At 57.7% G+C, this 23780-nt stretch carries 22 protein-coding genes; 9 read left to right on the forward strand and 13 right to left on the reverse strand.

Translation table 11 applies throughout. The annotated features are described in order from the left end of the window. Positions 1–8: 8 nt before the first annotated feature. Together B9Z50_RS14955 and B9Z50_RS14960 are read left to right on the forward strand one after the other, a co-directional pair. Positions 9–1652, forward strand: coding sequence for a hypothetical protein (locus B9Z50_RS14955; protein ID WP_146183225.1), 1644 nt, complete (start codon positions 9–11; stop codon positions 1650–1652). Positions 1653–1811: 159 nt separating this feature from the next. Next, positions 1812–3224 (forward strand): hypothetical protein, encoded by a 1413-nt coding sequence (locus B9Z50_RS14960; RefSeq protein ID WP_146183226.1) that lies wholly within the window; start codon positions 1812–1814, stop codon positions 3222–3224. Between the two features lie 47 nt (positions 3225–3271). On the opposite strand, the gene B9Z50_RS14965 is transcribed toward B9Z50_RS14960, so the two are convergent. The 7 genes from B9Z50_RS14965 to B9Z50_RS14995 all read right to left on the reverse strand — a co-directional run bounded on the left by B9Z50_RS14965 (position 3272) and on the right by B9Z50_RS14995 (position 10431). Beyond that, positions 3272–4015, reverse strand: a complete 744-nt coding sequence (locus B9Z50_RS14965) for a family 16 glycosylhydrolase (protein WP_233249897.1) — start codon at positions 4013–4015, stop codon at positions 3272–3274. A gap of 245 nt (positions 4016–4260) precedes the next feature. Next, positions 4261–5346 (reverse strand): ABC transporter ATP-binding protein, encoded by a 1086-nt coding sequence (locus B9Z50_RS14970; protein WP_108365557.1) that lies wholly within the window; start codon positions 5344–5346, stop codon positions 4261–4263. Between the two features lies 1 nt (position 5347). Beyond that, entirely contained in the window at positions 5348–6673 is a 1326-nt protein-coding gene (locus B9Z50_RS14975; RefSeq protein ID WP_108365558.1) for a GH1 family beta-glucosidase, read from the reverse strand. 14 nt (positions 6674–6687) lie between these two features. After that, on the reverse strand, positions 6688–7530 hold the full coding sequence (locus B9Z50_RS14980) for a carbohydrate ABC transporter permease (protein ID WP_233249898.1): 843 nt from the start codon (positions 7528–7530) through the stop codon (positions 6688–6690). Then, on the reverse strand, positions 7527–8450 hold the full coding sequence (locus tag B9Z50_RS14985; protein WP_108365559.1) for a carbohydrate ABC transporter permease: 924 nt from the start codon (positions 8448–8450) through the stop codon (positions 7527–7529). The genes B9Z50_RS14980 and B9Z50_RS14985 overlap by 4 nt, the downstream gene beginning before the upstream one ends. Next, entirely contained in the window at positions 8450–9691 is a 1242-nt protein-coding gene (locus B9Z50_RS14990) for an ABC transporter substrate-binding protein (RefSeq protein WP_199221763.1), read from the reverse strand. Before B9Z50_RS14990 ends, B9Z50_RS14985 begins: the two co-directional genes overlap by 1 nt. Before the next feature lie 269 nt (positions 9692–9960). Continuing rightward, positions 9961–10431 (reverse strand): hypothetical protein, encoded by a 471-nt coding sequence (locus B9Z50_RS14995; RefSeq protein WP_146183227.1) that lies wholly within the window; start codon positions 10429–10431, stop codon positions 9961–9963. 145 nt (positions 10432–10576) lie between these two features. Here B9Z50_RS14995 and B9Z50_RS15000 point away from each other — a divergent pair, with 145 nt between their 5' ends. From B9Z50_RS15000 to B9Z50_RS15010, 3 genes are all read left to right on the forward strand, one after another. Then, complete coding sequence (locus B9Z50_RS15000; RefSeq protein ID WP_199221764.1) at positions 10577–11569, forward strand: LysR family transcriptional regulator; 993 nt, start codon at positions 10577–10579, stop codon at positions 11567–11569. Beyond that, on the forward strand, positions 11566–12447 hold the full coding sequence (locus tag B9Z50_RS15005) for a metallophosphoesterase (protein WP_108365562.1): 882 nt from the start codon (positions 11566–11568) through the stop codon (positions 12445–12447). Before B9Z50_RS15000 ends, B9Z50_RS15005 begins: the two co-directional genes overlap by 4 nt. 124 nt (positions 12448–12571) lie before the next feature. Then, a complete protein-coding gene (locus tag B9Z50_RS15010) occupies positions 12572–12994 on the forward strand; it encodes a universal stress protein (protein WP_108365563.1) in 423 nt (140 codons plus the stop codon). 10 nt (positions 12995–13004) lie between these two features. Here B9Z50_RS15010 and B9Z50_RS15015 read toward each other — a convergent pair whose 3' ends face one another. Next, entirely contained in the window at positions 13005–13628 is a 624-nt protein-coding gene (locus B9Z50_RS15015) for a TetR/AcrR family transcriptional regulator (RefSeq protein ID WP_108365564.1), read from the reverse strand. A gap of 67 nt (positions 13629–13695) precedes the next feature. Next, the gene (locus B9Z50_RS15020) at positions 13696–15267 is read right to left on the reverse strand and encodes an alkaline phosphatase (protein WP_108365565.1); all 1572 of its coding nucleotides are present in this window, start codon (positions 15265–15267) and stop codon (positions 13696–13698) included. 267 nt (positions 15268–15534) lie between these two features. Here B9Z50_RS15020 and B9Z50_RS15025 point away from each other — a divergent pair, with 267 nt between their 5' ends. After that, positions 15535–16425 carry a DMT family transporter gene (locus B9Z50_RS15025; protein WP_108365689.1) on the forward strand — a complete coding sequence of 297 codons (891 nt, stop codon included), beginning with the start codon at positions 15535–15537 and terminating at the stop codon, positions 16423–16425. 133 nt (positions 16426–16558) lie between these two features. Continuing rightward, complete coding sequence (locus tag B9Z50_RS15030) at positions 16559–17545, forward strand: MDR family oxidoreductase (protein ID WP_108365566.1); 987 nt, start codon at positions 16559–16561, stop codon at positions 17543–17545. A gap of 61 nt (positions 17546–17606) precedes the next feature. Here the strand turns inward: B9Z50_RS15030 and B9Z50_RS15035 are convergent, their stop codons facing one another. The 4 genes from B9Z50_RS15035 to B9Z50_RS15050 form a co-directional block, all read right to left on the reverse strand. Then, positions 17607–18974, reverse strand: a complete 1368-nt coding sequence (locus tag B9Z50_RS15035; RefSeq protein ID WP_108365567.1) for a D-alanyl-D-alanine carboxypeptidase family protein — start codon at positions 18972–18974, stop codon at positions 17607–17609. Positions 18975–19141: 167 nt separating this feature from the next. Next, positions 19142–20323 carry a CaiB/BaiF CoA-transferase family protein gene (locus B9Z50_RS15040; RefSeq protein WP_108365568.1) on the reverse strand — a complete coding sequence of 394 codons (1182 nt, stop codon included), beginning with the start codon at positions 20321–20323 and terminating at the stop codon, positions 19142–19144. Between the two features lie 139 nt (positions 20324–20462). Then, positions 20463–21623, reverse strand: coding sequence for an acyl-CoA dehydrogenase family protein (locus tag B9Z50_RS15045; RefSeq protein ID WP_108365569.1), 1161 nt, complete (start codon positions 21621–21623; stop codon positions 20463–20465). 38 nt (positions 21624–21661) lie between these two features. Continuing rightward, a complete protein-coding gene (locus B9Z50_RS15050) occupies positions 21662–22543 on the reverse strand; it encodes a MaoC family dehydratase N-terminal domain-containing protein (RefSeq protein ID WP_108365570.1) in 882 nt (293 codons plus the stop codon). Between the two features lie 463 nt (positions 22544–23006). Between B9Z50_RS15050 and B9Z50_RS17805 the strand changes: the two genes are divergently transcribed. Next, positions 23007–23486 (forward strand): hypothetical protein, encoded by a 480-nt coding sequence (locus B9Z50_RS17805; protein WP_199221765.1) that lies wholly within the window; start codon positions 23007–23009, stop codon positions 23484–23486. Positions 23487–23542: 56 nt separating this feature from the next. Then, entirely contained in the window at positions 23543–23776 is a 234-nt protein-coding gene (locus B9Z50_RS15060) for a hypothetical protein (protein ID WP_108365572.1), read from the forward strand. The last annotated feature ends 4 nt before the right edge of the window (positions 23777–23780 follow it).

Below are 23780 nucleotides of genomic sequence, written 5' to 3' on the forward strand. Positions count from 1 at the left end.
AGACAGACATGACTAAATTCAACTCTCGACTTTCCGCTTGCGCTATTGCAGCGTCGGCTTTGCTCGCCGCCTGTGGCGGCGGCGGAACCACGCCAGGAACAGACAACAACACCTCTGCAGTGAGTGGCGACACAGGCACTTGCACGGCAGCACCTTGCATCAACTTTGGCGAATCGACCCTAGGCATGGTCGACTTTGGCGGATTAGGCATCGAAGTAGCCAATGATCCAGCAGATGCCAGCAACAAAGTTGCCAAACTGACCAAGGCCACGGACGATGAAAAATGGGCAGGCGTGACAGTCCATTTGGGTGGAACAGGCAACTCAGTGACACGCATAGATCCTGCACAGGGCATCACCTTGCGTGTTTATTCCCCAGCGGCTGGCCTCCCCATCATGGTGAAAATTGAAAATGCTTCTAATTCAGATGCCTTTGTTGAAGCAACCGCCTCCACCACAAAAGCAGGTGAGTGGGAAACATTGACCTTCACATACGCCGCGGCAAACACGGCCACCACTTATAACAAAGTCAACGTTTTCCCGGGCTTTGGTACGCAATTTGACGAGGTCTATTACATTGACGAATTGAAATACACAGCAAAAGCAACAACAACTCCGACAGAACCAACAACGGGCGGATTGACCCTTGTCAGTTTCGATGAGACACCAGCAGCTACCTTAGACGCGTTTGAAGGCGCCAGTTTTGCTGAAGACACCGATGGCACCAACAAGATAGCAAAATTTACCAAGCCTACAACTGCTCAGCCATGGGGCGGCGCAACTTTCACCTCATGTCCAACTGGCACTCTTGGAGCAATGCCTCCTATTCCCTTCACCAGCAACTTGCAAACCATCAGCGTTCGCGTGAAAGCACCCCGCGCAGGCGTGATGTTCTCTCTGGAAGTCAAAGACAAGTTCAATCCGGGTAACCTGGTGTTTGCGCAAACGAGCAACGTGGGCACCGACTGGGAAACTTTGTCCTTCAACTTCACCAACAAAACCTTTGGCAATGCCCTAGATACAAGCACGACTTATAACCTGCTCAGCATTTTCCCTAATTTCGATAAAGCGAACGAGAGCAGTGCAGCAAGAGAAACAACTGACAGCGTTTATTACTTTGATGATGTGAAATTGGTGGGCTCTACTGCGACTTTAGGAACTTGCCCTGCGGCACCTGTGTCAACCAGCCCAACAAATGCACCCGCTGCGCCGACGGAAAATGCAGCCAATGTCATCTCCATTTACAGCGACGCTTACACAGCAACGCCGGGGGTCGAGCTCAACCCCAATTGGGGACAAAACACAGTTCAATCTGTAGAAACCATCGCTGACAATGAAGTGATGAAGCTGGCAACGTTTAATTATCAAGGCATTGATTTTGATAGCAATCGGATTGACGTCAGCGGCAAAACATCGCTTCATGTAGACATGTGGTCTGCGGATGCCACTACTGTTAATGTTTTTCTAATTGGCCCAGGCGCAGGTAACGAGCAAGCCTACCCCGTAACATTGAACGCCAACGCATGGACAAGTGTGGACATTCCACTGTCCAGTTACAGCAACGTAACAGGAAAAAATGCCATACGTCAACTCAAACTCGTGTCCGATCCAGCGAACACGACCGTGTTTGTGGACAACGTTTACTTTAAGTAAGTAATCAGCAAAGCAAAAAGGGGGCTTGGCCCCCTTTTTTCATAGCTTTGTAGTCATTTTGTTCTTTTTTTCATAAAAATTCAAATTGGCACGAACTGATTTTATAAAGATTAAATTTCTTTATATATCTAAATATTTTTAATTTTGTGAAATTTATTTATGCATGCCCAAGCCTATATTTCAGACACATCAAAGTCCAAAGCATTTTTATCTTTGATCGGATTATCGATTTCGTTTTTTATTGCTGGATGTGGTGGTGGCTCTGACACAACAACCACTGGGAATAACAATAGCACCATAGAAGGCTTGCTGAGCAACTTTGATGAAGCAAGCCCGCTCGCATTCATGACCATTGGTGGCTCCAATGCACTGATCACAACAAGCCCTTCCGGTGGAACAGGGCAAAGTCTCCAGATCACCCGCAATGGTGGTGAAAAATATGCCGGCGCATGGCTACCGGTATCACCTATTCCCAGCAACCAAGGTCCTCAAAAAGTCTCTGCGCGTGTTTACTCACCCACCGCAGGCATTCAGATGGCCATCAAATTAGAGTACGGGCAAGACGGTTTTGGCACTGGCGATGTGTTGGCCAACGAAGTCGTTCAAGTGGGCTGGCAAACGCTGACATGGACCTTCAAATCTTTGGATGCCTCCAAGATTTACAACCGATTGGTGCTTCTGCCAAACTTAGGCAAATTGGGCAGCGGCCAAGTTTATTATTTTGACGATATGGCCGTTGAAGATGCCAGCCAAAACGACATGGCTGCTTTCACAGCGTCGCCTGGTGGCAACCCCAGCGCCTTGATGGGCTCTGGCGGGGCGCAGACCATGCCCAGAGAAGTCACCAATGATTTGCACGACTTTATTTCGGCTGGGGATGCTGTCTTCGCCGCTGACTACATTGGCACCTTGGACGGCAACAACCGCCATGCTTCTTGGGTCAACGCTTCTTCCAGAGGAGTGGCGAAAAACGGCAACATTGGATTCTTTCAAGATGCACTCTTGGATGGACCGAACGCGCAAATCACCACAACCACGGGTTGGGTTTCTGGCAGGATCGACGGGCCAGCCTCTGTGCCCAATTTCTTCCGTGTTTTTGTCTTTAAAAAGCCTGATTCTGCCTTCTCCAATTCTTACATGGGCATGTACGTCAATGCCCCAAACAATGGCCACATCGATGCGAGCAGTTTCGGAGGTATCAAGTTTAAATTGTGGGGACCAGCTGAGATGTACCAAAAATCTTTTTCACCCAACCTTCAAATGATCTTGTCTGGCCCTCGCATTCAAGGCTGCACAACACTGTCGGGTGGCACTGAGTTGATTCAGGATTTCTCGGCCAATCAGAAACTGGGGGCTGGTTCCAGTTACCAACTTGGACTGAATAATTTCAGAGTCAATGGACTTTGCGGAAATGACACGAATGAAACGGCGATCACGAATGTCCTTTCGCAACTCGCCCGCGTCGCAGTCAAAGTCTCAGGGGACAACTTCAATTTCCAAGAGCCTTTGCCGTCGGATTCATCGCAGTTTGCGACCGGGATTAACTTTGGTGGTGTTGCTTTCTCGAACTGACCGCTCAAAGTCTTTCGACACAATAAAAAAGGGCCATCGGCCCCTTTTTAGTTTTTCCGATAGACCCTCACGTAATCCACTTCCATGGCGGCTGGCAAATTGGCGTTGTCCACGGCACCGCCCAACACACCGCCAACAGCCACATTCAGCAGCAAGTATTGATCTTTGTTGAAAGGCCATTGCGCAAGGTTGCCATTGCCGGGGTTGTTGTAAGTAAAGTAATCCCGGCCATTCACGCCCACAACCACCTTGTCAGCGTCCCAGGTCATTTGATAGGTATTGAAGTCGGTGCAGGCTGTGGGCAAGTCGGTGGTTTGGCCAATGCTGTTGCCGCCGTTGTTGGCTTCCGTGTGCACGGTACCTAACACTTGGCGCTTGTGCGTGATTGAAAAACCTTTTTGCTCCATGATGTCAATCTCGCCATCCTGAGGCCATGCGCCCCCCGTACCCAACATCCATATTGCGGGCCAAGTACCCAAGGTGCAGGGTAATTTGGCACGGATTTCAAAACGGCCATAGGTCCAGCTGGCTTTGCCACGCGTCATGAGTCGGGCCGAGGTGTAGTTTTGGTTGCCGTAGTCCGATGCACTGGTCAATCGTTCTTGGCGGGCGGTGATGAGGAGTTTGCCATCGGCTACGCGGGCGTTTTCAAGGCGGTTTGCGCTGTAGTACTGCAGCTCCCCATTCCACCAACCGCGTTGGTTGTATTCCGTGTCATAAACCCATTTGCTGCCGTCAGGCAGGCCAGGCGTGTTGAACTCGTCTTGCCACACCAGGGTCCAACCGGGCAAGTTGGCGTCAACCGATGGAGCGGGTGTCTGTGACTCGGTGTTTAGCGGAGTTTGAAGCCCCCCACCGCAAGCGCTCAATGTGGCAAGGAAGGCCCCACACAACAAAGTGTTTGAGAATTTCAATGCACTTGATTTTGTAAATTTTGGAAAAGTAGAGGGCTTCACGTGATGACCGTTTTAATGGCAAGGAGCTTGCCAAAGAGATAAGCAAATCGCTGTTTGCGTTTTGCCGGATGCGCACGATTTCAGGCGCAGGTGAGGCGCTGTTTGTGTGCGTCAAACACCAGCACCTGCTCAGGGTCCAGTTGCAGGCCCACGGTTTCGCCCATGCGGTAGCTTGATTGCTGCTGACTGAGTTTGACGGTGACCAAGTCGGCATGCCACGGCAAGCGCACGTAAACGATAGTGGAGTCGCCCAGTTGCTCGGTGAACTCGATCACCCCTTGCAGGCCCGCACCAGGAGCACACAGGCGGATGGACTCTGGCCGAACAGCAAAGACCACGCCACCCAAAAGGTCGCTGGTTTTCCAACCCAGGTCAGCGCAGGCGATGCTGGTGGTGGCGTCAAATTGAACACGGTGGTTGAGGGCGTCCACGGTGTAGGGCAAAACGTTAATTTTAGGAGAGCCTAAAAACTGCGCCACAAAGGTGTTGGCCGGTGAGCGGTACAAGTCCATGGGGGTGCCGACTTGTTCAATGCGCCCTTGGTTGAACACCGCGATCCGGTTGCCCAGCGTCATGGCTTCGGTTTGGTCGTGCGTGACGTAGATCATGGTGGTTTTCAGGTCAGCATGCATTTTGGCCAGTTCGATGCGCATTTGCACACGCAGCGAAGCGTCCAAGTTGGACAGGGGCTCGTCAAACAAGAAAACTTTCGGTCTGCGCACGATGGCGCGACCAATGGCGACTCGTTGCCGTTGGCCACCGGACAACTGTTTCGGGTAGCGCTGCAACAAAGGTGTCAACTGCAGCCGTTCGGCCGTCTCGTTCACCAGTTTGGCCGTGTCGCTTTTAGAGGTGCCCGACATGCGCAGGCCAAAGCCCATGTTTTCTGCCACGGTCATGTGCGGGTACAGCGCATAGCTTTGGAACACCATGGCCGCACCACGCTCCGACGGCCCTTTGGCACTGACATCCTCACCGCCAATGCTGATCTGGCCGTCCGTCATGGTTTCCAGACCGGCAATCATGCGCAACATGGTTGATTTGCCGCAACCCGATGGGCCGACAAAGACCATGAATTCACCGTCTTGAACCTCTAAGTCCAGACCCGGAATAACCACGGTTTCACCAAAATGCTTGGTGACGCCTTTCAAATTGATCGCTGCCACTTTATTTCTCACTCAAAAATTTTTGATACCAAAGGGCACTGTTTTTGAGCGTCCGTTTTTGTGTATCGAAATCGACATGCACCAGACCGAATCGTTTGGCATAGCCACTGGCCCATTCGAAGTTGTCCATCAGGCTCCAAGCAAAGTAAGCACCAACCGGTACGCCTTTTGCCATTGCGTCGTGTGTCGCCGCAATGTGGTCACGGATATAGGCCAAACGCTGAGCATCATCGACCACGCCTTCGACACATTGGTCTTTGAATGCCGCGCCGTTTTCGGTTACCCAAAGGCACTCAGCCTGGTAGTCGGCATGAAGGCGACACAGCAGTTCGGTCAGTCCTTGAGGGTAGACCTCCCACCCCATGTCGGTAACTTGGTTGCCCGTGCTGGTCACATCCCATGGGTTGCCGCTCGATGAGAAATTGCGTGTGTAATAGTTCACACCCAGGAAATCATTTTTCTGAGCAATGGTGTCCATATCGCCCGCCATCACTTGAGGCGCATCATGGCCCAAATGGTCAATCACATCTTGCGGGTAAGTCGCTTTGAACAGCGCATCCATGTACAGGCGCAAATTCAAGCCATCGTCCAAGTGGGCTTTGGCCACATCCTTCGGGTCGTCACTGGCGGGGTAAATGGGCGACAGGTTCAGCACAATGCCCATGGGCGTTGTCAGGCCCAAACCGCGCATGGCTTGCAAAGCCATGCCGTGGCTCAGCAACAAATGGTGAACCGCCTGCATGGCCTGCGATCGCGATTGGATACCGGGGGCAAAAATGCCTTGCTCATAACCGAGGATCGCGATGACCCATGGCTCGTTGTGGGTGCAGATGCTGTGCACCCGATGACCAAAACGGCGTGCCACTTCGGTGGCGTAGCGCGTGAAATGCGCACAAACTTCTCGATTGGCCCAACCACCCTGGTCTTGTAACGCTTGAGGCAGGTCCCAATGGTTCAGGGTCACATGCAATTCAATGCCGCGTTGCGCCAGTGCCGTGATCAGCTTGTCATAAAAGGCAAAGCCCGCTTCATTCCACGCGCCTTGCCCATTGGGCTGAACCCGTGGCCACGAGATGGAGAACCGGTAGGCATTGACTCCTAATTGCGCTATCAATTCGACGTCCTCTGCCCACCGCTGATAGTGTTCGCAGGCAACGTGTCCATTGCTAGCATCTGCAATTTTTCCTTCGATGTTGCAAAAGGTATCCCAGATAGACGGACCTTTGCCATCGCTGTCATGTCCACCTTCAATTTGGAAGGACGATGTTGCAACGCCCCATTTGAAGTCTTTGGGAAACTGTGATCGTGTTGTAGGAGTAATACTCATTTTTTGTTTTGTGTTTAGCCGCGTACTGCGCCAGCGGTCAGGCCTTCAATCAATCGACGGGACGAGAAAATAAAGATGATCAGCAGTGGAATCACCGCCACGGCTGACCCCGCCATCAAGGCGCCCCACTCGGTGTCTACTGGGCTTTGCACACTGCGCAAGGCCAATGGAAAGGTGTACATCTCAGGCGATCGCATCACGACCAGTGGACCAATGAAGTTGTTCCAGGAGGCGATGAATGCAATCAGCCCCAAGGTGCCAAAAGCGGGCCCCAAAAGGGGCACCACCACACTCCAATAGATCCGGAATTCACCACAGTTGTCCATACGGGCTGCCTCAATCAGCTCTTTGGGTATGGCGGAGCTGATGTATTGACGCATCAAGAAAATGCCCATCGCAGGTGCAGCACCAGGCAAGTACAGGGCTCGAGGTTGGTCGATCCAACTCAGCGCGTCCATGATGAGGAACGTGGGAATCATGCCCAGAAATGACGGCACCAGCATGGTGCCCATGACCAACGCGAACAGGGCTTTCTTGTATCGGAACTCATAGACGGCGAATGCGAAACCCGCCATAGAGCAAAACAACAAGGTCAGTGCAGTGCCCATGAATCCTACATACAAGGACCATCCCAAATTTCGCCAAAATGGGATTTTCCCCATGAGGATCTTCATGTTTTCAAAAAAATGGTCCCCGAAAAACAATGGTGGCGGCACACTGAAAATTTCACTGCGTGGCTGCGTGGCAAACACAAACATGAAATAAAAGGGGCCGAGCATCAGCAGTGCGCCGACGAGCACAAAAAACCAGCCCACCACACCAAGAGACGATTTGCTGTCAGACATGGGCTGGGTCATGATTGCCCCTCCTTGCTTTTAAATGCCTTGTTCGTGATCAAGGTCATCACCAAAATGATCACAAAGAGCATCCATGAAATGGCACTGGCCAAACCAAAGTCATTGAAGTCAAACGCCGTGCGGTACATGTACATGGCGGTGGTCATGCCCGCGTATTCGGGTCCGCCTTTTCCACCCGTCAAAATGAAGGGCTCTTCAAAAAGCTGCAACCCACCAATCACGGTCAGGGTCACACCAAAAAACATGATGGGCTTGAGTTGTGGCAAAGTGATGAAGACAAATTGTTGCCAGCTTTTGGCCCCATCCATCCGGGCTGCTTCGTACAAGTCGCGTGGAATACTTTGCATGGCAGCCACATACAAAATCACGTTGAAGCCCAGGTATCGCCAAAAAACCACGGCCGACACCACGGGCTTGATGGCTTCTGGACTGCCCAACCAATCAATGTTCTCGGCGGGCAAAACTGCCGTGAGCAACGGCCATTTCGCCATCTCTGCCAGCGCTGCGTTGACCATGCCGTAATCGGTCGAAAACAAGGTGCTGAACATGATGGCGATGGCCACCGTGGATGTGATGTACGGCAAAAAATAGGCACCCATGGCGGCATTGCGCCAGCGACCCATTTTTTCATTGATCAAATAGGCCAGTGGTATGGCCACCAAGTGCTGTGGCATGCCCGACGCCAAAGCCATCCACAAGGTGTTGCCCAGCGATGTCCAAACCAATGGATCCTCGAACGCAAAAATCAGGTTTTCCAATCCCACATATTCCATTGAGGCCAATCCCTGAACGGGATCCCACATGTGAAACATGAGGATGAAGGAAAAGACGATCGGGAACAGCCCAAAAACCAGGAACAGCAATAGAAACGGACTGATCAGCACATAAGGTGCCAAGGCTGGTTTCAATATCGGTTTCATCAACGACTGGCCCTTCTTTGCACCAGCCGGTGTGCGTCTTTTAAGGCCTGATCAATGGGTTTGTTTTTATTCAAAACCAAGTCTAGTTCGGCGTTCACGATCTCTTCAGCAACGCTGTCGTTTTTAAAAACCATGGTGGGCTTGATTTGTGATGCTGTCTGTTTCCATTCGAGTCGGGCCTTTTGCCCCCCGAGGAAGCTCACCGGTTGGTTGAAGAATTCGCCGTTTTGTGCGTCGATCAATGCGGGGAACGCATTGAATTTTTCAAAAGCCATTTGCTGCTGGCGACTGTTCAAGGTGAGGTGCTGCACCAAACTCCAGGCGAGGTCTTTGTGAACAGCTTTCTTGGGGATGGCGTAAAAAGTCCCACCCCATGATGTTGCAATGCGTTCTGGCAAAGCCGTGGAGCGCCAGAGTCCACTGGTGTTGGGCGCTAACCAATTTTGCAAGTGGCCACCCAACCAAGCCCCCATCATTTGGACCGTGACTGTCCCTCGTTTGAGTGACTCACCCCATTCGTTGGACCACGCGTTGATCTTGCCATCCAGGCCCTGTGCTCTGATCTTTTGAGCAATCTCGAATCCTCGTTTGAACCTTGGCGATGACTCAATGACGGACTTGCCCTGTGCATCAAAGTACACCCCTTCACCTGCGGGTATGCCGGTCCTGATCACGATGTCTTTGACATCTCGCGCATGCGCGACCAAATGCGCGCCCGTACTTTGTTTGATCTTCAGACCACTTTCAACAAAGCTTTCCCAAGACTGGGTCAAATCAGATTCTTTGACCTTGGCTTTGGCCAACAAGTCATGGCGATAAAACATAGCCCCCGGCCCAATGTCGGTGGGAATGGCCACCTGCCCGTGACTGGCCGATCGCCCTTGGGCCATGGCGTACGGCACCATCTTCGATGCGTGTTGACTCAGTTTGTAGGGTGATTTATCCAGGTCCTCAAGACCACCGCTTTGCGCAAACCTGCCTAAATAACCATATTCAATGGTCATGACATCCGGCAGTCCAGTGGACGTAGCCAACGCTGTGGTCATGGCCGTGTGATGATCTGCGTATTCACGCCCAACCACTTTCACTTCCACATTGGGATTCTGTTTTTGCCACTCTTGCAGCGATGCTTTGACAATTTCATCCACAGCTGGAAAAGCTGCAACTGTAATGGTCGTTTTTTGGGCCATGACCGAGTGCCATGACACGGCACACACCACCAACAATGCTATTTTTTTCACGAAAGTCCCTTTTCTTGAAAGCGCTTTCATTGTTCAATACACCTGTCACCGTGTCAACCCATCCAAGGGTTTTTCCCAGTTCAGTGCCGAACCGCAATTTCAGCCATAACCAACCTCTTGCAGGACGGGTCTGCTTGATTCCCTTTGACTTTCCTTTTCCTTGAGGAAAAGGTGTCAACCTCTGGCAGGATGGGTCAACATCATGAAAAAGGCCGCCCAATGGGCGGCCTTTCTCAAGAGCAAGCCGTGTTTCAGCGCAAAGATTTCGCTCAGATGTAGTACATCCGGTCACGCACCAGTCGGGCGGCGCGGCGGTTCATCAAGGTTTCCAAGTCGCGCACCGGGGTTTGGGCTTCGCTGGCGCGGTCCATGGCCACTTGCAGGTCGCTCATCAGGCGCGGGTCAGATTGCGCCATGGACCACAAGCGCTCGTCGGCGCGGCTGCGGGCCACATGGGCCGACCAGGCGTCCAGGCCGCTCATCAGGTTTTGCGCCAAGTGACGCGTCAGGCCTCGCAGCACCACAATGGCCAGCACGGCCACGGCCCACAGCGCCAGCCAGGCGGCCACAACATGGGATTCAGCCCAGCTGTCGATCAGCTGATCAGCGCCCACAACCAGTGCCGCCACGCCTGCAGCGAGCAACAAGTTCGCGAGGGTTTTGCTGGACGAGCTGGCCGCCACAACGGCAGCGGGGCCCATCGGCAATTGGTTTAAAACAGATTTGACGGTGGTATTCATTTTTAATTCCCTTGTTTCGTTTTTTTGGTCTTTGACAGTAAAACTGCCAATCCAACAACCCGAATCATAGGGTTTTCACTAGTGTTGCTCAACTTTATATTCTTAATGTCCCTCATTCATAATGGTGATAGTTAAAGACTTTCTCATGCCCACCGCGATTCCCCACTCTTTTCGTACCCTCGACCTGAACTTGCTGCGGGTGTTTGACGAGGTCATGGCCGAGCGCAGCCTGACGCGGGCCGCGCACAACTTGTCACTGACCCAACCGGCCGTGAGCAACGCCTTGCGCCGCTTGCGCGAGGCCTTGGGCGATGAGCTGGTGCGCCGCCACGGCCACGGGATCGAGCCCACACCTCGGGCCTTGGCCCTGTGGCCCAGCGTGCGCGAGGCCTTGCGCCAATTGCAGGCGGCCATCGTGCCCAGCGCTTTCGAGCCGCAGCAGGCCAACAGCACCTTTGTGTTGGCCATGGCCGACGCCACCGCTGCCGAACTCATGGGCGGGCTGGCGCGCGAATTGGAGCTGCAGGCCCCCGGGGTGTCCTTGCGTGTGCTGCCCCTGACCACGCGCGACCCGCGCAAACTGCTGAGCGAAGACAGCGCCGACATCGCCTTGGGCTACTTTCCAGCGGTGCTGGCCGACCTCACGGCGCGCGCCCAGTCTGGCGAGGCCATTCCTTTTGAACACCAGCGCCTGTATTCGGGCGAATACGTGTGTGTGATGCGCAAAGGCCATCCGCTGGCCAAGCAGCCCATCAGCTTGGACGCCTACTGCGCAGCCCGGCATTTGCTGGTCAGCTTTTCCGGGCGGGCCTACGGCTTTGTGGACGAAGCCCTGGCCGCCATCGGACAGCAAAGGCGGATCGTGCTCACGGTGAACCAGTTTTTCACGGCCGGGCGGGTGGTGGTGAACTCCGATTTGCTCACCGTGCTGCCGCGCCACTTTGTACCCACCACCGGCATGGCCCATGAACTGGTGCTGCACGATTTGCCTTTTGACGTGCCGCCCGTGCAAGTGCATGCCATTTGGCACCGAAAACGCCATCAAGACAGCCCGCACCAATGGCTGCGCACACAACTGCAACAAGTAGCCCGGCAGGCATTTGACAACCCTGCGCCGACCAGCGACATCCCCACATGAACATCCAACTCCTATCCGACCTGCACCTGGAGTCCAACCCCGACTTCATGCCCAGCCCGGCCCCCGGTGCCGATGTGCTGGTGCTGGCGGGTGACATTGGCTCCTACCAAACTGGCTCGGCCCTCACTGCGGCAGGCGACGGCGACTTTGGACTGGCGCGGTTTTCGCCACTGGACAGCTGGCCCACCCCCGTTCTGTTTGTGCCTGGCAACCACGAGTACGACGGGCTGGACTTTGACTCGGCCCACGCCCGGCTGCGCCAAACCTGCGAGCGACTGGGCATCACCTGGCTGGAGCGCGAGGTGCAGCAAATGGGCGGCGTGCGCTTTGTGGGCACCACGCTGTGGACCGACTTTGACGCCCTGGGGCCGCTGGCCGGACAGCCCATCCCCGACCCGCTGACCGACGAAATTCCGGCGCACTTCAGCCACCCCAACAGCCAGTTCACGCGCCAACTCAAAGCCCGCGACAAGGCCTTTCGAGCGGCCAACTATTACCTGCGCAAAACCCTCACCACGCGCCAAGGTGAGCCTTGGCTGGCCGAAGGTCTGCGCGAGCAAGCCCTGCAATGCCAAGACTGGCTGAGCGCTGCGCTGAGCGTGCCTTTTGAGGGCCCTACCGTGGTCGTCACCCACTTTGCACCCAGCTTGGGCAGTGCCGACCCGCGCTACGGCAGGGTGCCGGGCACCGCCGGTTTTTGTAACGCACTCGACCACTTGCTGCCCCAGGCCCAGTTGTGGCTGCACGGCCATTTGCATTGCCCCAGCGACTACACCCAAAACGGCTGCCGCGTGGTGGCCAACCCGCTCGGTTATGCGCGCAAGAACGAGCAACTGATGTTCAAGCCGCAATGCGTGCTGGAGGTACGCGGATCTTGAGGCAACGCATCCATTCAAGTGGTCTGGTGCACAAGGGTCATCGAATCTCATGACCCAAGTCAAGACGGGGCTCTGTGGCTGCGATTAAAGTCAAAACTTGTTTGATCCGCAACAGGAGACCCCCATGAAAATCTTATTGGCCGTTGATGGCAGCGACTACACCAAAAAAATGCTGGCCTACCTGACGACGCACGACGAGCTCTTCAGCACCAACAACAGCTACACCCTGCTGACGGTGAACCCCCAACTACCACCCCGCGCACGGGCTGCTGTGGGCAAGGAAATGGTCAACAGCTACCACCGCGACGAAGCCGAAAAAGTGCTCAGTCCGGTCACCAAGTTTTTGCTGCGCCACGGCATCGACGCCAAGACCGTGTCCAAGGTGGGCCATGCGGGTGAGACCATTTCCAAAACCGCTGCCAGCGGCAAATTTGACTTGGTGGTGATGGGCTCGCACGGCCACGGCACCCTGGGCAACCTGGTCATGGGTTCGGTCGCCACCCAGGTGCTGGCGAACTGCAAGGTGCCTGTTCTGCTGGTGCGCTGAAACAGCGGTTTCAGCGGGCGTTCAGTCCCTCAAAGCAGGTGCTCATCACCAGATCGAGGATCTGCTCGTCGGTGTGCTGCTCGCCCATTTTCAAAAATTCCAACACCGGGTCGCAAGCACGGGCAAACAGGGTGTAGAGCACCGCGACAGCGGGCAAAGCCTTGTTGATCTGGCCTTGGGCCTGCGCCTCTTCGATCCAGCCGCCCAAAGCGTCGCTCACTTCCATCAAGCCGTCCATGTAGTCCTTGCTGGCCATCAAGGTGGCGCGCAAGGTGGAGTTCTGACTGGGCAGTGAGGGCATCAGGCCTTGCAGCTTGAGCGTCATGGTCCAGCGCGTCACGGCCTTGATCTTGTCCAGCGGGGCCTGCTGCGGGTCGGTGCTCTGGATCACCTCTTGAGCTCGGCGCATGGCGGTGACCATGGCGGCGCAAGCCAGCTCTTCCTTGCTGGTGAAGTGCTTGTACAAGCTGGCTTTGGCAATGCCCACCTCGGCAGCCACCTCGTCCACCGTCATCGCGTCAAAGCCCTTTTCGGCCAACAGCCGATTGACCGACTGAATGATGGCCGTCTCGCGGGCGGCGAGCATCTGGACTTTGAAAGATTTCTTGGGAGCGGTCACATGGGTGGAGTTCATGCGGCAATTCTAGCCGCGCAGCCCAAAAAAAGACCGCATGGTAACCCTTGGATACAGCCGGGTCTTTTCAAGACCCCGGCACAACGCCCGCCACGCCCTGCTGCACGGTCCAGCGATCCTGCAGCGCCAGTCGGGCATCGGGCTGGGCCGGGTGCGGGGTGGTCAGGAACTGCGCATCGAGGCGCTCAGGCCGGATGTCAATCAGGGTGTAGCCGCGCTCGTCCGATCGGGCATGGCGAATGTCCGGGTTATCGCGCTGGATTTGCGCCATGAGTTTGGGCGACATGCCCCGGGTGGACACCGACGTGGTGACCAACTCGCTGGCCACGACGGGCGAGCGCTCGTCGCAAGGCTGCACGCGCAACTGCGCTGCCACGTTGGCATGCACATCGCCGCCGAGCATGACCACATCGCTCAGGCGCGCATCGGCCACCGTCTGCAAGAGCCGTGCGCGTGCTTGCGGGTACCCGTCCCAGCCATCCGTAAAAGCACTGCGCCCCAAAGGGGTCTGAATGCCGCTGCTGGCCATCAAGGTGGACTGCGCCAGCAGTTTCCAGCGCCGCTGGCTTTGCGTCAGGCCCGCCGTGAGCCACTGCTCTTGCGCCTGGCCCAGCATGCTGCGCGCCGGGTCGGCCAGCGCATCGCAGCCCAAGACCACGCGCCCGCCGCCGCGCATCAGGTCGGGGCAAGCCTGGTGGTCGCGGTGCTGACGGCAGTCCAGCGTCCACAAGTCGGCCAGCGTGCCCCAGGCCATGCGGTCGTGGATGCGCATCTGGCTGGGCTGCTGCGGGTCGGGCCCCAGGCGCAGGGGCATGTGCTCAAAATAAGCCTGATACGCCGCCGCACGGCGCTGCAAGAACACCGCCGGGTCGGTGAAATTTCGGTCCAAGTCGTTGGCATAGTCGTTCACCACCTCGTGGTCATCCCAGGTCGTGAGCCAGGGGTGGGCCGCGTGGCAAGCTTGCAAGTCGGGGTCGCTCTTGTAGTGCGCATGGCGAGCGCGGTAGGCCTGCAGCGTGAAAGGCATACCGCTTTCGTGGGCGCGGATTTTGTATTGTTTATTGCTGCTTTCGTAGATGTAGTCACCCACAAAGAGCACCAAGTCCAGGTCTTGCGCGGCCATGTCGCGGTGCGCGGCGAAGTGGCCTTGCTCGTAATGCTGGCAAGACGCCAGTGCCAGGCGCAGGCGGCGCACGGCCTCGTTCAAAGCCGGGCTGGTGCGGGTGCGCCCAACGGGGCTCACGGCGTTGCCACTGGCAAATCGGTACCAGTAATGCCGGCCCGGCTGCAGGTTGTCGGCCAGCACATGCAGGCTGTGGCCCCGGCGGGCGTCGGTGCTCAAGCGCCATTGCCGCACCGGTTGACGCAAGGCTTCATCGGCAAACAGCTCACAGACCACAGGCGCGCCCGAGGCCTGTCGGTCGGCATCGGCTTCATCGATGTGCAAGCGCGTCCAAAGCACCACGCTGCTGGGCTGCGGCTGACCACTGGCCACGCCCAGGCTGAAAGGATAGACCCGCCAACGCGGCGACGCGCTTTGCGCCTGAACACCGGCCGTGAACCACGGCGCCAATGCAGCTGCCAGGGCTGCGCGGTGAAGGTCGCGTCGTGACCAAGGGTGTTTGGGGATGATGGACATCAGGCGGTGAGGGGTGAGGGGTGAGGGGTGAGGGTGAGGGTGAGGGTGAGGGGTGTGAATTATTGGCTGTCATCGCGAGGAACGAAGCGATCCATGGATTGCCGCGCTTCGCTCGCAATGACAGGCATGTGGGGCATCGGCGACTCACGCCGTACGTCCACGTCCACGCCAACGCACACCACACCACACCACAACAACCAAAGTAACCCCCAACTCTAAACCCTCAAGTGACAGATCATGTGAATGGAGGGCGTCACAATCGGCGGCATGAGTACCTCGACCCGCCCCCGAAAAGACCACCTGGATGCCCTGGCCGTGGGCATCTTGCTGGTGTGCTGCATGTTCTGGGGGTTTCAACAGGTGCTGGTCAAAGCCACAGTGAGTGAATTACCGCCCGTGTTCCAGTCTGCGGTGCGCGGCGTGGGGGCCACGCTGCTGCTTTGGTTGTGGTGCCAATGGCGCGGAGTGCGGCTGTTTGAGCGCGATGGCAGCTTGTGGGCGGGTTTGCTGGTGGGCTGCTTGTTTGCAGCCGAATTTGCCTTCATCTACATCGGCCTGCAGCACACCTCGGCCTCGCGGTTGACGGTGTTTTTGTACACCTCGCCCTTTTGGGTGGCTGCCTTGGTGCCTTTATTCATTCGCTCCGAACGCCTTCGGCCACTGCAGTGGTTGGGCATGGCCTGCGCCTTTGCGGCCGTGGTGTTTGCCCTGCGCGAAGGTTTCGGCGGCGGTGGGGCCACGGGTGACCTGATGGGTCTGGCGGCCGGTGCTTTGTGGGGCTTGACGACGGTGGCCATCCGGGCCGCCAACCTCACGCGACTGGCCGCTGAGAAACTGCTTTTTTACCAACTGGCCGTGAGCACCGTCGTGCTAGGCCTGCTGTCGCACGCCATGGACGAGCCTTGGGACGGCCACTGGAGCGGCTTTGCCATGGGCTCGGTGGCGGTGCAATCCACGGTGGGCGCATTCGCCAGTTACCTGGCCTGGATGTGGATGCTCGGCCACTACCCGGCCACCAAAATTTCGGCCTTTGTCTTCCTCACACCGCTGTTCGCCCTGATGTTTGGCATGCTCTGGTTGGGCGAAGCCGTGACCCTCACGCTGATCCTGTCCTTGACGCTGGTGGCTGTGGGCATCGTGCTGGTCAACCGCAAATGAAGCTGGCCCTGCCACGGTGGCGCTGCCTCTGTAGGAGCGGTCTCTGACCGCGATCACGTATGCACGAGCCCCGAATCGCGGTCAGAGACCGCTCCTACAAAAGACGATTCACCCATTGATAGAAAGACTCTCCATGACTTACCAAGCCCTGCAAATTGAAAAAGACGACGCCGGTTACCGCTGCACCCTGAAAACGCTGGATGACAGCGCCCTGCCCGAAGGCGATGTGACGGTGCAGGTGGACTTCTCCACCATCAACTACAAAGACGGCCTGGCCATCACCGGCAAATCACCCGTGGTGCGCAAATTCCCGCTCACCCCTGGCATTGACCTGTCGGGCACCGTGACCGAGAGCCAGCACCCGCTGTTCAAAGCGGGTGACCAAGTGGTGCTGAACGGCTGGGGCGTGGGCGAAAGCCACAGCGGCGGTCTGGCGCAAAAGGCGCGCCTCAAAGGCGACTGGCTGGTCAAACTGCCTGCCGCCTTCACCCCGCGCCAGGCCATGGCCATTGGCACCGCAGGCTACACCGCCATGCTGTGCGTGATGGCGCTGCAAAAGCACGGCGTGACACCCGACAAAGGCGATATTTTGGTCACAGGCGCGGGCGGCGGCGTGGGCAGCGTGGCGATCGCTTTGCTGGCCAAACTGGGCTACCGCGTGGTGGCCAGCACCGGCCGCCTGCAAGAAGCCGACTACCTGCGCCAGCTGGGCGCGGCCGACGTGATCGACCGGGCCGAGTTGTCTGCCCCCGGCAAGCCGCTGGCCAAAGAACGCTGGGCCGGTGTGGTTGACACCGTGGGCAGCCACACCCTGGCCAACGCCTGCGCCAGCACGAAATACGGTGGTGTTGTCACGGCCTGCGGCCTGGCGCAAGGCATGGACTTTCCGTCCAGCGTGGCACCCTTCATCTTGCGCGGCGTGACACTGGCCGGCATCGACAGCGTGATGGCCCCGCGTGCGGTGCGAGAAGCAGCTTGGGCGCGTCTGGCGCAAGACCTGGACACCGCCCAGCTGGAGCGCATGACGCGCGAAGTGGGTCTGGCCGACGCCATCGGCTTGGGCGCCGAGATTCTGGCGGGCCAGGTGCGCGGTCGGGTGGTGGTGAACGTCAACGCTTGATCACGACCTGCAAGTGCTCACCACCGAAGCACGGATCAGCGACAAGTCGAAGGGTCAACGCTCACTTGCCAAACAAGTGCGTCACTTTCTGCCACGCCAGCAGCAACCAGCCAGAGCGTTCCACGTCGGCCTGCGCCACCAGCAAGGTTTCCCCCACAGTCTTGCCGTTGGCTGTGGCGACCACTTTGCCGATCACGGCGCCTTTGGCGATGGGGGCTTCCAGGCCCGGCTTGAGTTCAAACTGGGTCTGCACTGACTGGCCGCGCGGCATGGTCAGCATCCACGGCTCGCCCAGCACGGCAGCCACCGTATCGGTCTTGCCAAAGCTGACCTTGGCGTTGGCGACCACCGCAGTGGCCTGAATGGGCGTGACTTTTTCAAACTGGTTGTAGCCCCAAGCGAGCAGCTCACGCGTCTGGTCAGCACGCGCTTGTGCGCTGTGCGTGTTGAGGATGACCGAAATCAAGCGCATCTCGTTGCGCTTGGCGGAGGTGACCAGACAATACCCGGCCTCCGAGGTGTGGCCGGTTTTCAGGCCGTCCACGCTGGGGTCGGTGTAAAGCAAGGCATTGCGGTTGCCTTGACTGATGCCGTTGTACTTGAACTCGCGCTCGGCGTAGATGGGGTAATACTCCGCGCCGTCGCGGATGATGGCCCGCGCCAGGATGGCCAGATCTTTCGCCGACGATTTGTGTGCCGGGTCGGGCAAGCCGGTGGGGTTGACGAAGTTCGTCTTGGTCATGCCCAGGCGTTGGGCTTCGGCGTTCATCAACTTGGCAAAGCCCGCTTCGGAGCCCGCCATGTGCTCGGCGATCGCCTTGGACGCGTCGTTACCGGACTGCACGATGATGCCGCGCAACAGGTCGATCACCGTGGCTTGGCTGTTGAGCGGCAAATACATGCAAGACTCGGCGCTGGTACCTCGGCACCACGCGTTTTCGCTCACGGTGACCAGGTCAGTGGGCTTGAGTTTGCCGGTGCGCAGTGCCTGCTCAACGATGTAGCTGGTCATCATTTTGGTGAGCGAAGCGGGCGGCAAAGCTTCGTCGGCGTTGGCCCAAGCCAACACTTGGCCAGAGTCGTAATCCATCAGCAACCAAGCTTTGGCAGGCAGGGCAGGCGCGTTGTCGGCCAATGCGATTTGGGCCGCCAAAGGAGGTAATGCGATGGCGGCGAGGGCCGCTTTTTTGCTGGCGCCAGCTTTCTTGCTGGCGCCAGCTTTCTTGTTGGCGCCAGCCTTTTTGTTGGCGGTGGCTTTTTTGCTGGATGCAGACTTCTTGCCGGCAACAGCCTTCTTGGCGGCAGTGGCCTTGCTCGCCGTGGTTTTACCTGAGGCTTGTTTGGCCGCGAAAGTTGCTGAGCTGGGCAGCAAAACACCAGCGGCGACGGCGAGGAGGACGGAAAGGAGGGGGGAGGTCTTGATGTGCATGGCTTTGAGGGTCTAAGCGTTGATTGTCGCTGAACCAAGAATCAAGCTGCCTGGGGTGCTGGGCGCAAAGTCGCCACGCTGCCAAATCCACGCCGCCCTGACCGAGCGCAACCAACTCGGCGCTGCGATGGTGATTCACGACACACGGCTGGCAATGAAGGGCAGGTTCAAATGGCCTGGCTGTCACGCAGCGCTTGCACCGCCGCATCGTCCAGCCCCAGCTCGCGCAAGATGGCGTCGGTGTGCTCGCCCACGGCGGGCACGGGGTCCATGCGGTAGTCGTATCGGTTGTTGCGCCCAGGCGGCAGCAAAGCAGGAATATGCCCCCCGGGCGAGCCCACCTGCTGCCAGCGCTCACGCGCCTTGAGCTGCGGGTGCGCCCACACACCCGCCATGTTGTTCATGCGGGCGTTGGCAATTTGGGCTTGGTCTAAGCGCGCTTCGACTTCGACCGTGCTCATGACGGCAAACACGGCCAGGATCAGTTGCTGCAGCTCGGCGCGGTTGGCGTTGCGCAGCGCATTGGTGCAAAAACGCACATCGCTGCACAGCGCAGCGTCGCCCAGCACCACCTCACAAAACACTTTCCATTCGCGTTCGTTTTGCAGGCCCAGCATCACCGTGCCGCCATCACCGACGGCAAAGGGGCCATAGGGATAAATGCTGGAATGTGATGCACCGGTTCGAGGGGGAGGCGCAGCGCCTTCAAAAGCGTAATACAGCGGATAGCCCATCCATTCGGCCAGTGCTTCCAGCATGGACACGTCGATGTAGCTGCCCACGCCCGTCTTGCCGCGCAAGAGCAGCGCCGACAGGATGTTGGTGTAGGCGTACATGCCGGCTGCGATGTCGGCCATCGAGTTGCCCGACTTGGATGGCGCATCGGGTGTGCCGGTCACCGACAACAAACCCGCTTCGCTTTGGATCAGCAGGTCATAAGCTTTTTTGTCGCGGTAGGGGCCATCTTCGCCGTAGCCCGAGATGTCGCACACGATCAACTTCGGGTGCTTGGGGCTGAGCGCCTCGAACGACAAACCCATGCGTGCGGCTGCACCAGGCGCGAGGTTTTGCACCAGCACGTCGGCACTTTGCAGCAGGCTGCTCAGCACGGCCATGGCGTCGGGGTTTTTCAGGTCCAGCGTCAGGCTTTCCTTGGAGCGGTTGGTCCACACAAAGTGTGAGGACTGGCCGCGCACCCGCGTGTCGTAGGCCCGCGCAAAGTCACCCACACCGGGGCGTTCAATCTTGATGACACGCGCGCCCAGGTCGGCCAATTGGCGGGTGCAAAAGGGCGCGGCAATTGCGTGTTCGAGAGAGACGACGGTGATGCCGTCCAAAGGTCTGGTCATATCTTTCTGGCCCTCAGATTTATTCAATGAAAGCATGCGGTTGGGTTGGCCCCTGTAGGAGCGGTCTCCGACCGCGAAGAAGCGGTGCTTGGTCGCGGTCGGAGACCGCACACCTACACACAGTGTTTCGCCGCTTCCTTCAAAACGAACGCGGCAGCCCGAGGATGTGCTCGGCCACATAGCTGAAGATCATGTTGGTCGACACCGGGGCGACTTGGTAAAGCCGGGTCTCGCGGAACTTGCGCTCAATGTCGTACTCGCAAGCAAAGCCAAAACCGCCGTGCGTTTGCAGGCAGACGTTGGCCGCTTCCCAGCTGGCCTTGGCCGCGAGGTACTTCGCCATGTTGGCTTCGGCCCCGGCGTTTTGCATCGCGTCGATTTTTTCGCAGGCCTTCCAGCGCATGAGGTTGGCGGCTTCCAGCTCAATGAAGGCGTCGGCAATCGGGAACTGCACACCCTGGTTTTGGCCGATAGGGCGACCAAACACCACGCGGTCTTTGGCGTATTGGGTGGCACGGTCGATGAACCAATAGCCGTCGCCAATGCACTCGGCCGCGATCAGCACGCGTTCGGCGTTCAGGCCATCGAGCAAGGTCTTGAAGCCCTTGCCTTCTTCGCCCAAGAGCGCGTCTTCGGGGATCTCCAGGTTGTCAAAAAACAGCTCGTTGGTCTCGTGGTTAACCATGTTCAAAATCGGCCGCACAGTCAGGCCGTTGCCAATGGCCTGCTTCAAATCAATCAGGAAACACGACAGGCCCTCAGACCGCTTGGCGACCTGGTCGGCAGGCGTGGTGCGGGCCAGCAAGATCATCAGGTCGCTGTGCTGGATGCGCGAGATCCAGACCTTTTGGCCGTTGATGACCCAGCGGCCATCTTTGCGCACGGCGGTGGTTTTGAGTTGGGTGGTGTCGCTGCCCGTGGTGGGCTCGGTCACGCCCATGGACTGGATGCGCAACGCGCCTGTGGCGATCTTGGGCAAGAGCGTGTTTTTCTGCGCGTCCGAGCCGCTGCGCACGATGGCATTCATCACATACATCTGGCCGTGGCACGCGCCCGAATTGCCACCCGAGCGGTTGATCTCTTCCATGATGACCGAGGCCTCGGCCATGGACAGGCCCGAGCCGCCGTATTCCTGAGGAATCAGCGCGGCCATCCAGCCCGCCTTGGTGAGGGCGTCGACAAACTCTTCTGGGTAAGCGCGTTTTTCGTCGACCTTGCGGTGGTACTCGTCAGGAAACTGGGCGCACAGGGCGCGCACGGCGTCGCGGATGTCTTGGTATTGATCGGGTGAGGTGTTCATGTCTTGGGAGCCGGTGAAAAGTTTCACGCCAAAAAGTGTCAGGCCAAGGTGGCTTGCGCTTGCATGGTGAGCCAGCCTTCATGGTCGCAGGCCCACAGCTCAACCGTTTTGCCATCAGCAGACGGCCGGCCGTTCAGCCGGAAGGGGTGCAGGTCAAAGGTGGGGCGCACGGCGCGGAACTGGAACGAAGCCAGGCGCGCAGCAGGCACTTGCCTGCGCACCAGGTCCACCAGCAAGGTGGCAATGAGTGGGCCGTGCACGATGAGGCCGGGATAGCCTTCTTCTTGCGTGACATAGCTGCGGTCGTAATGGATGCGGTGGCCGTTGAAGGTGAGCGCCGAATAGCGAAACAGCGACACCGGATCGGGCACAAACTCGCGCTGCCAAGGCGCGTCGGTCTCGGCTGCGGTGGGGGCGACTTCAGCCGCGCCGGGCACCGCTGCTGCGCGGTAAACGATGTCGTGGGTTTCGGTGAGGCACAGGCCTTGAGCGTTGCTCAAAGCGTGCTCAACTTCGACAAACAGCAGGTCGCCCGTGCGGCCTGCCTTGTGTTTGACCGAGGCGATGCGGGAATGCTTTTGCGCAGCGTCGCCCACACGCAGCGGGTTGTCGGTTTGCCACTTCAGGAGGCCACCGGCCCACATGCGGCGCGGCAACGGCACGGGCGGCAAAAAGCCCCCGCGCAGCGGGTGGCCGTCGGGCCCGATCTGGCTTTGTGGGGCCTGCGGCAAAAAGTACAGCCAGTGCCACAGCGGCGGCACTTCGCTGCCTGCGGCTTGGCGGGAGTCATCGCGGTCGAGCAGCGCACTTTGGCCACGCAGTGGGGCGGCCACGATGTCGTCAGCGAATGTTTCACTGCGGCCTTCCCAGCTGCGCAGGTGCGCAACCTGGTCGGCGTCTAAGGTGGTGGAGAGGTTCATGGGGTTAATCTTCGCCCAGAAGAGGATTGGCCGCTGTCTGATTTGCGCCAAGCCATGGCCGAGCTGACACCTTGGCACCACCCAGACCCGCTCAAAGTCTCATGCTGGACACAGATAACCAAGGTCTTGGGTCATCAAGTTGTCATTTGCGCCCACCAATATGGTGAAGTCATGGCATTCCATATCCTTCATGAAAACGGCATTGAATAAAGTCCTCATCGTTGGGAGCGCTCCCGATGCGATCAAGACCGCAGATTGGGACACGTCTTGCTTTTCGCATACCGTTGTGATCAACAACGCTTGGAAGGCTTGCCCGTCATGGAGTTGCTTGATTTACCCGGAAGACTTTCCCATCGATCGTCGACCTGGTGATGATGCGCTGTGCGGCAGGCGCATTGTCACGGCTCAAGAGTTTGTACCTGTCCAAAATGAGTTTGGTGGCTTTGTATATGCGGGAGGCACCATGTCATTCACCGCTGGTTACTGGGCTCTGGGGGCGCTCAAGCCCGACGTCATCGCTTACGTCGGCTGCGACATGGTCTATGAAACCCAGCCCGGAGAGTCGACCCATTTTTATGGCCTGGGCACGGCCGACCCGCTACGACCTGACGTCACCTTGCAAAGCTTAGAAGCCAAGTCTTTGCGGCTGCAGGCCTTGGCACACCAAAACGGCTGTTCCGTGGTCAACCTGTCTGAGCGCAAAAAATCCAGGCTGTGTTTTCCACGCCTGGCGTTGACGACTTTGGCAACGCTGACCCAGCGCCCCCATGTTGAAACGCCATCGCCCTGTGCGGTTGAATCGGCTTTGAACGCCGAATCCGACTTGGGCTATTGGGTTGAATCTGGACGCTACTGGGAAGAACAAGACAGGTTCGACAGGCAAAAGTTACGTGACATTGACGCACTTTGGCTGGCCACCGCACCTGGGTTGGCTTTGGCCTGAGAAGTTTCCAAAATTTCAGTCTCGATTTATTCTTCTTTCAACCTCACCTCAAAACCATGCCCTCAGCACTCAAGCTTGAAGCCGAATCGATCATGGCATCCGATGGCCTTCGCTACACCTTCAAGGGGGGCGGCTCACCGTTTCAAGATTCGGCCAACATGGGCACCATGAGTTGTTACCGGTGCGGGCTGCACAAGCCGCGCGCGCTGGGTACTTTTACACGCTTTTTGAACCAGCGCACCTTCATATGCCAAGAGTGCGCGGCCAAGTTCACCAAGCGTCACAACTGAACAG

The sequence above is a fragment of the Limnohabitans sp. Bal53 genome, assembly GCF_003063355.1.
In the GTDB taxonomy this organism is placed as follows: Bacteria; Pseudomonadota; Gammaproteobacteria; order Burkholderiales; family Burkholderiaceae_C; genus Limnohabitans_A.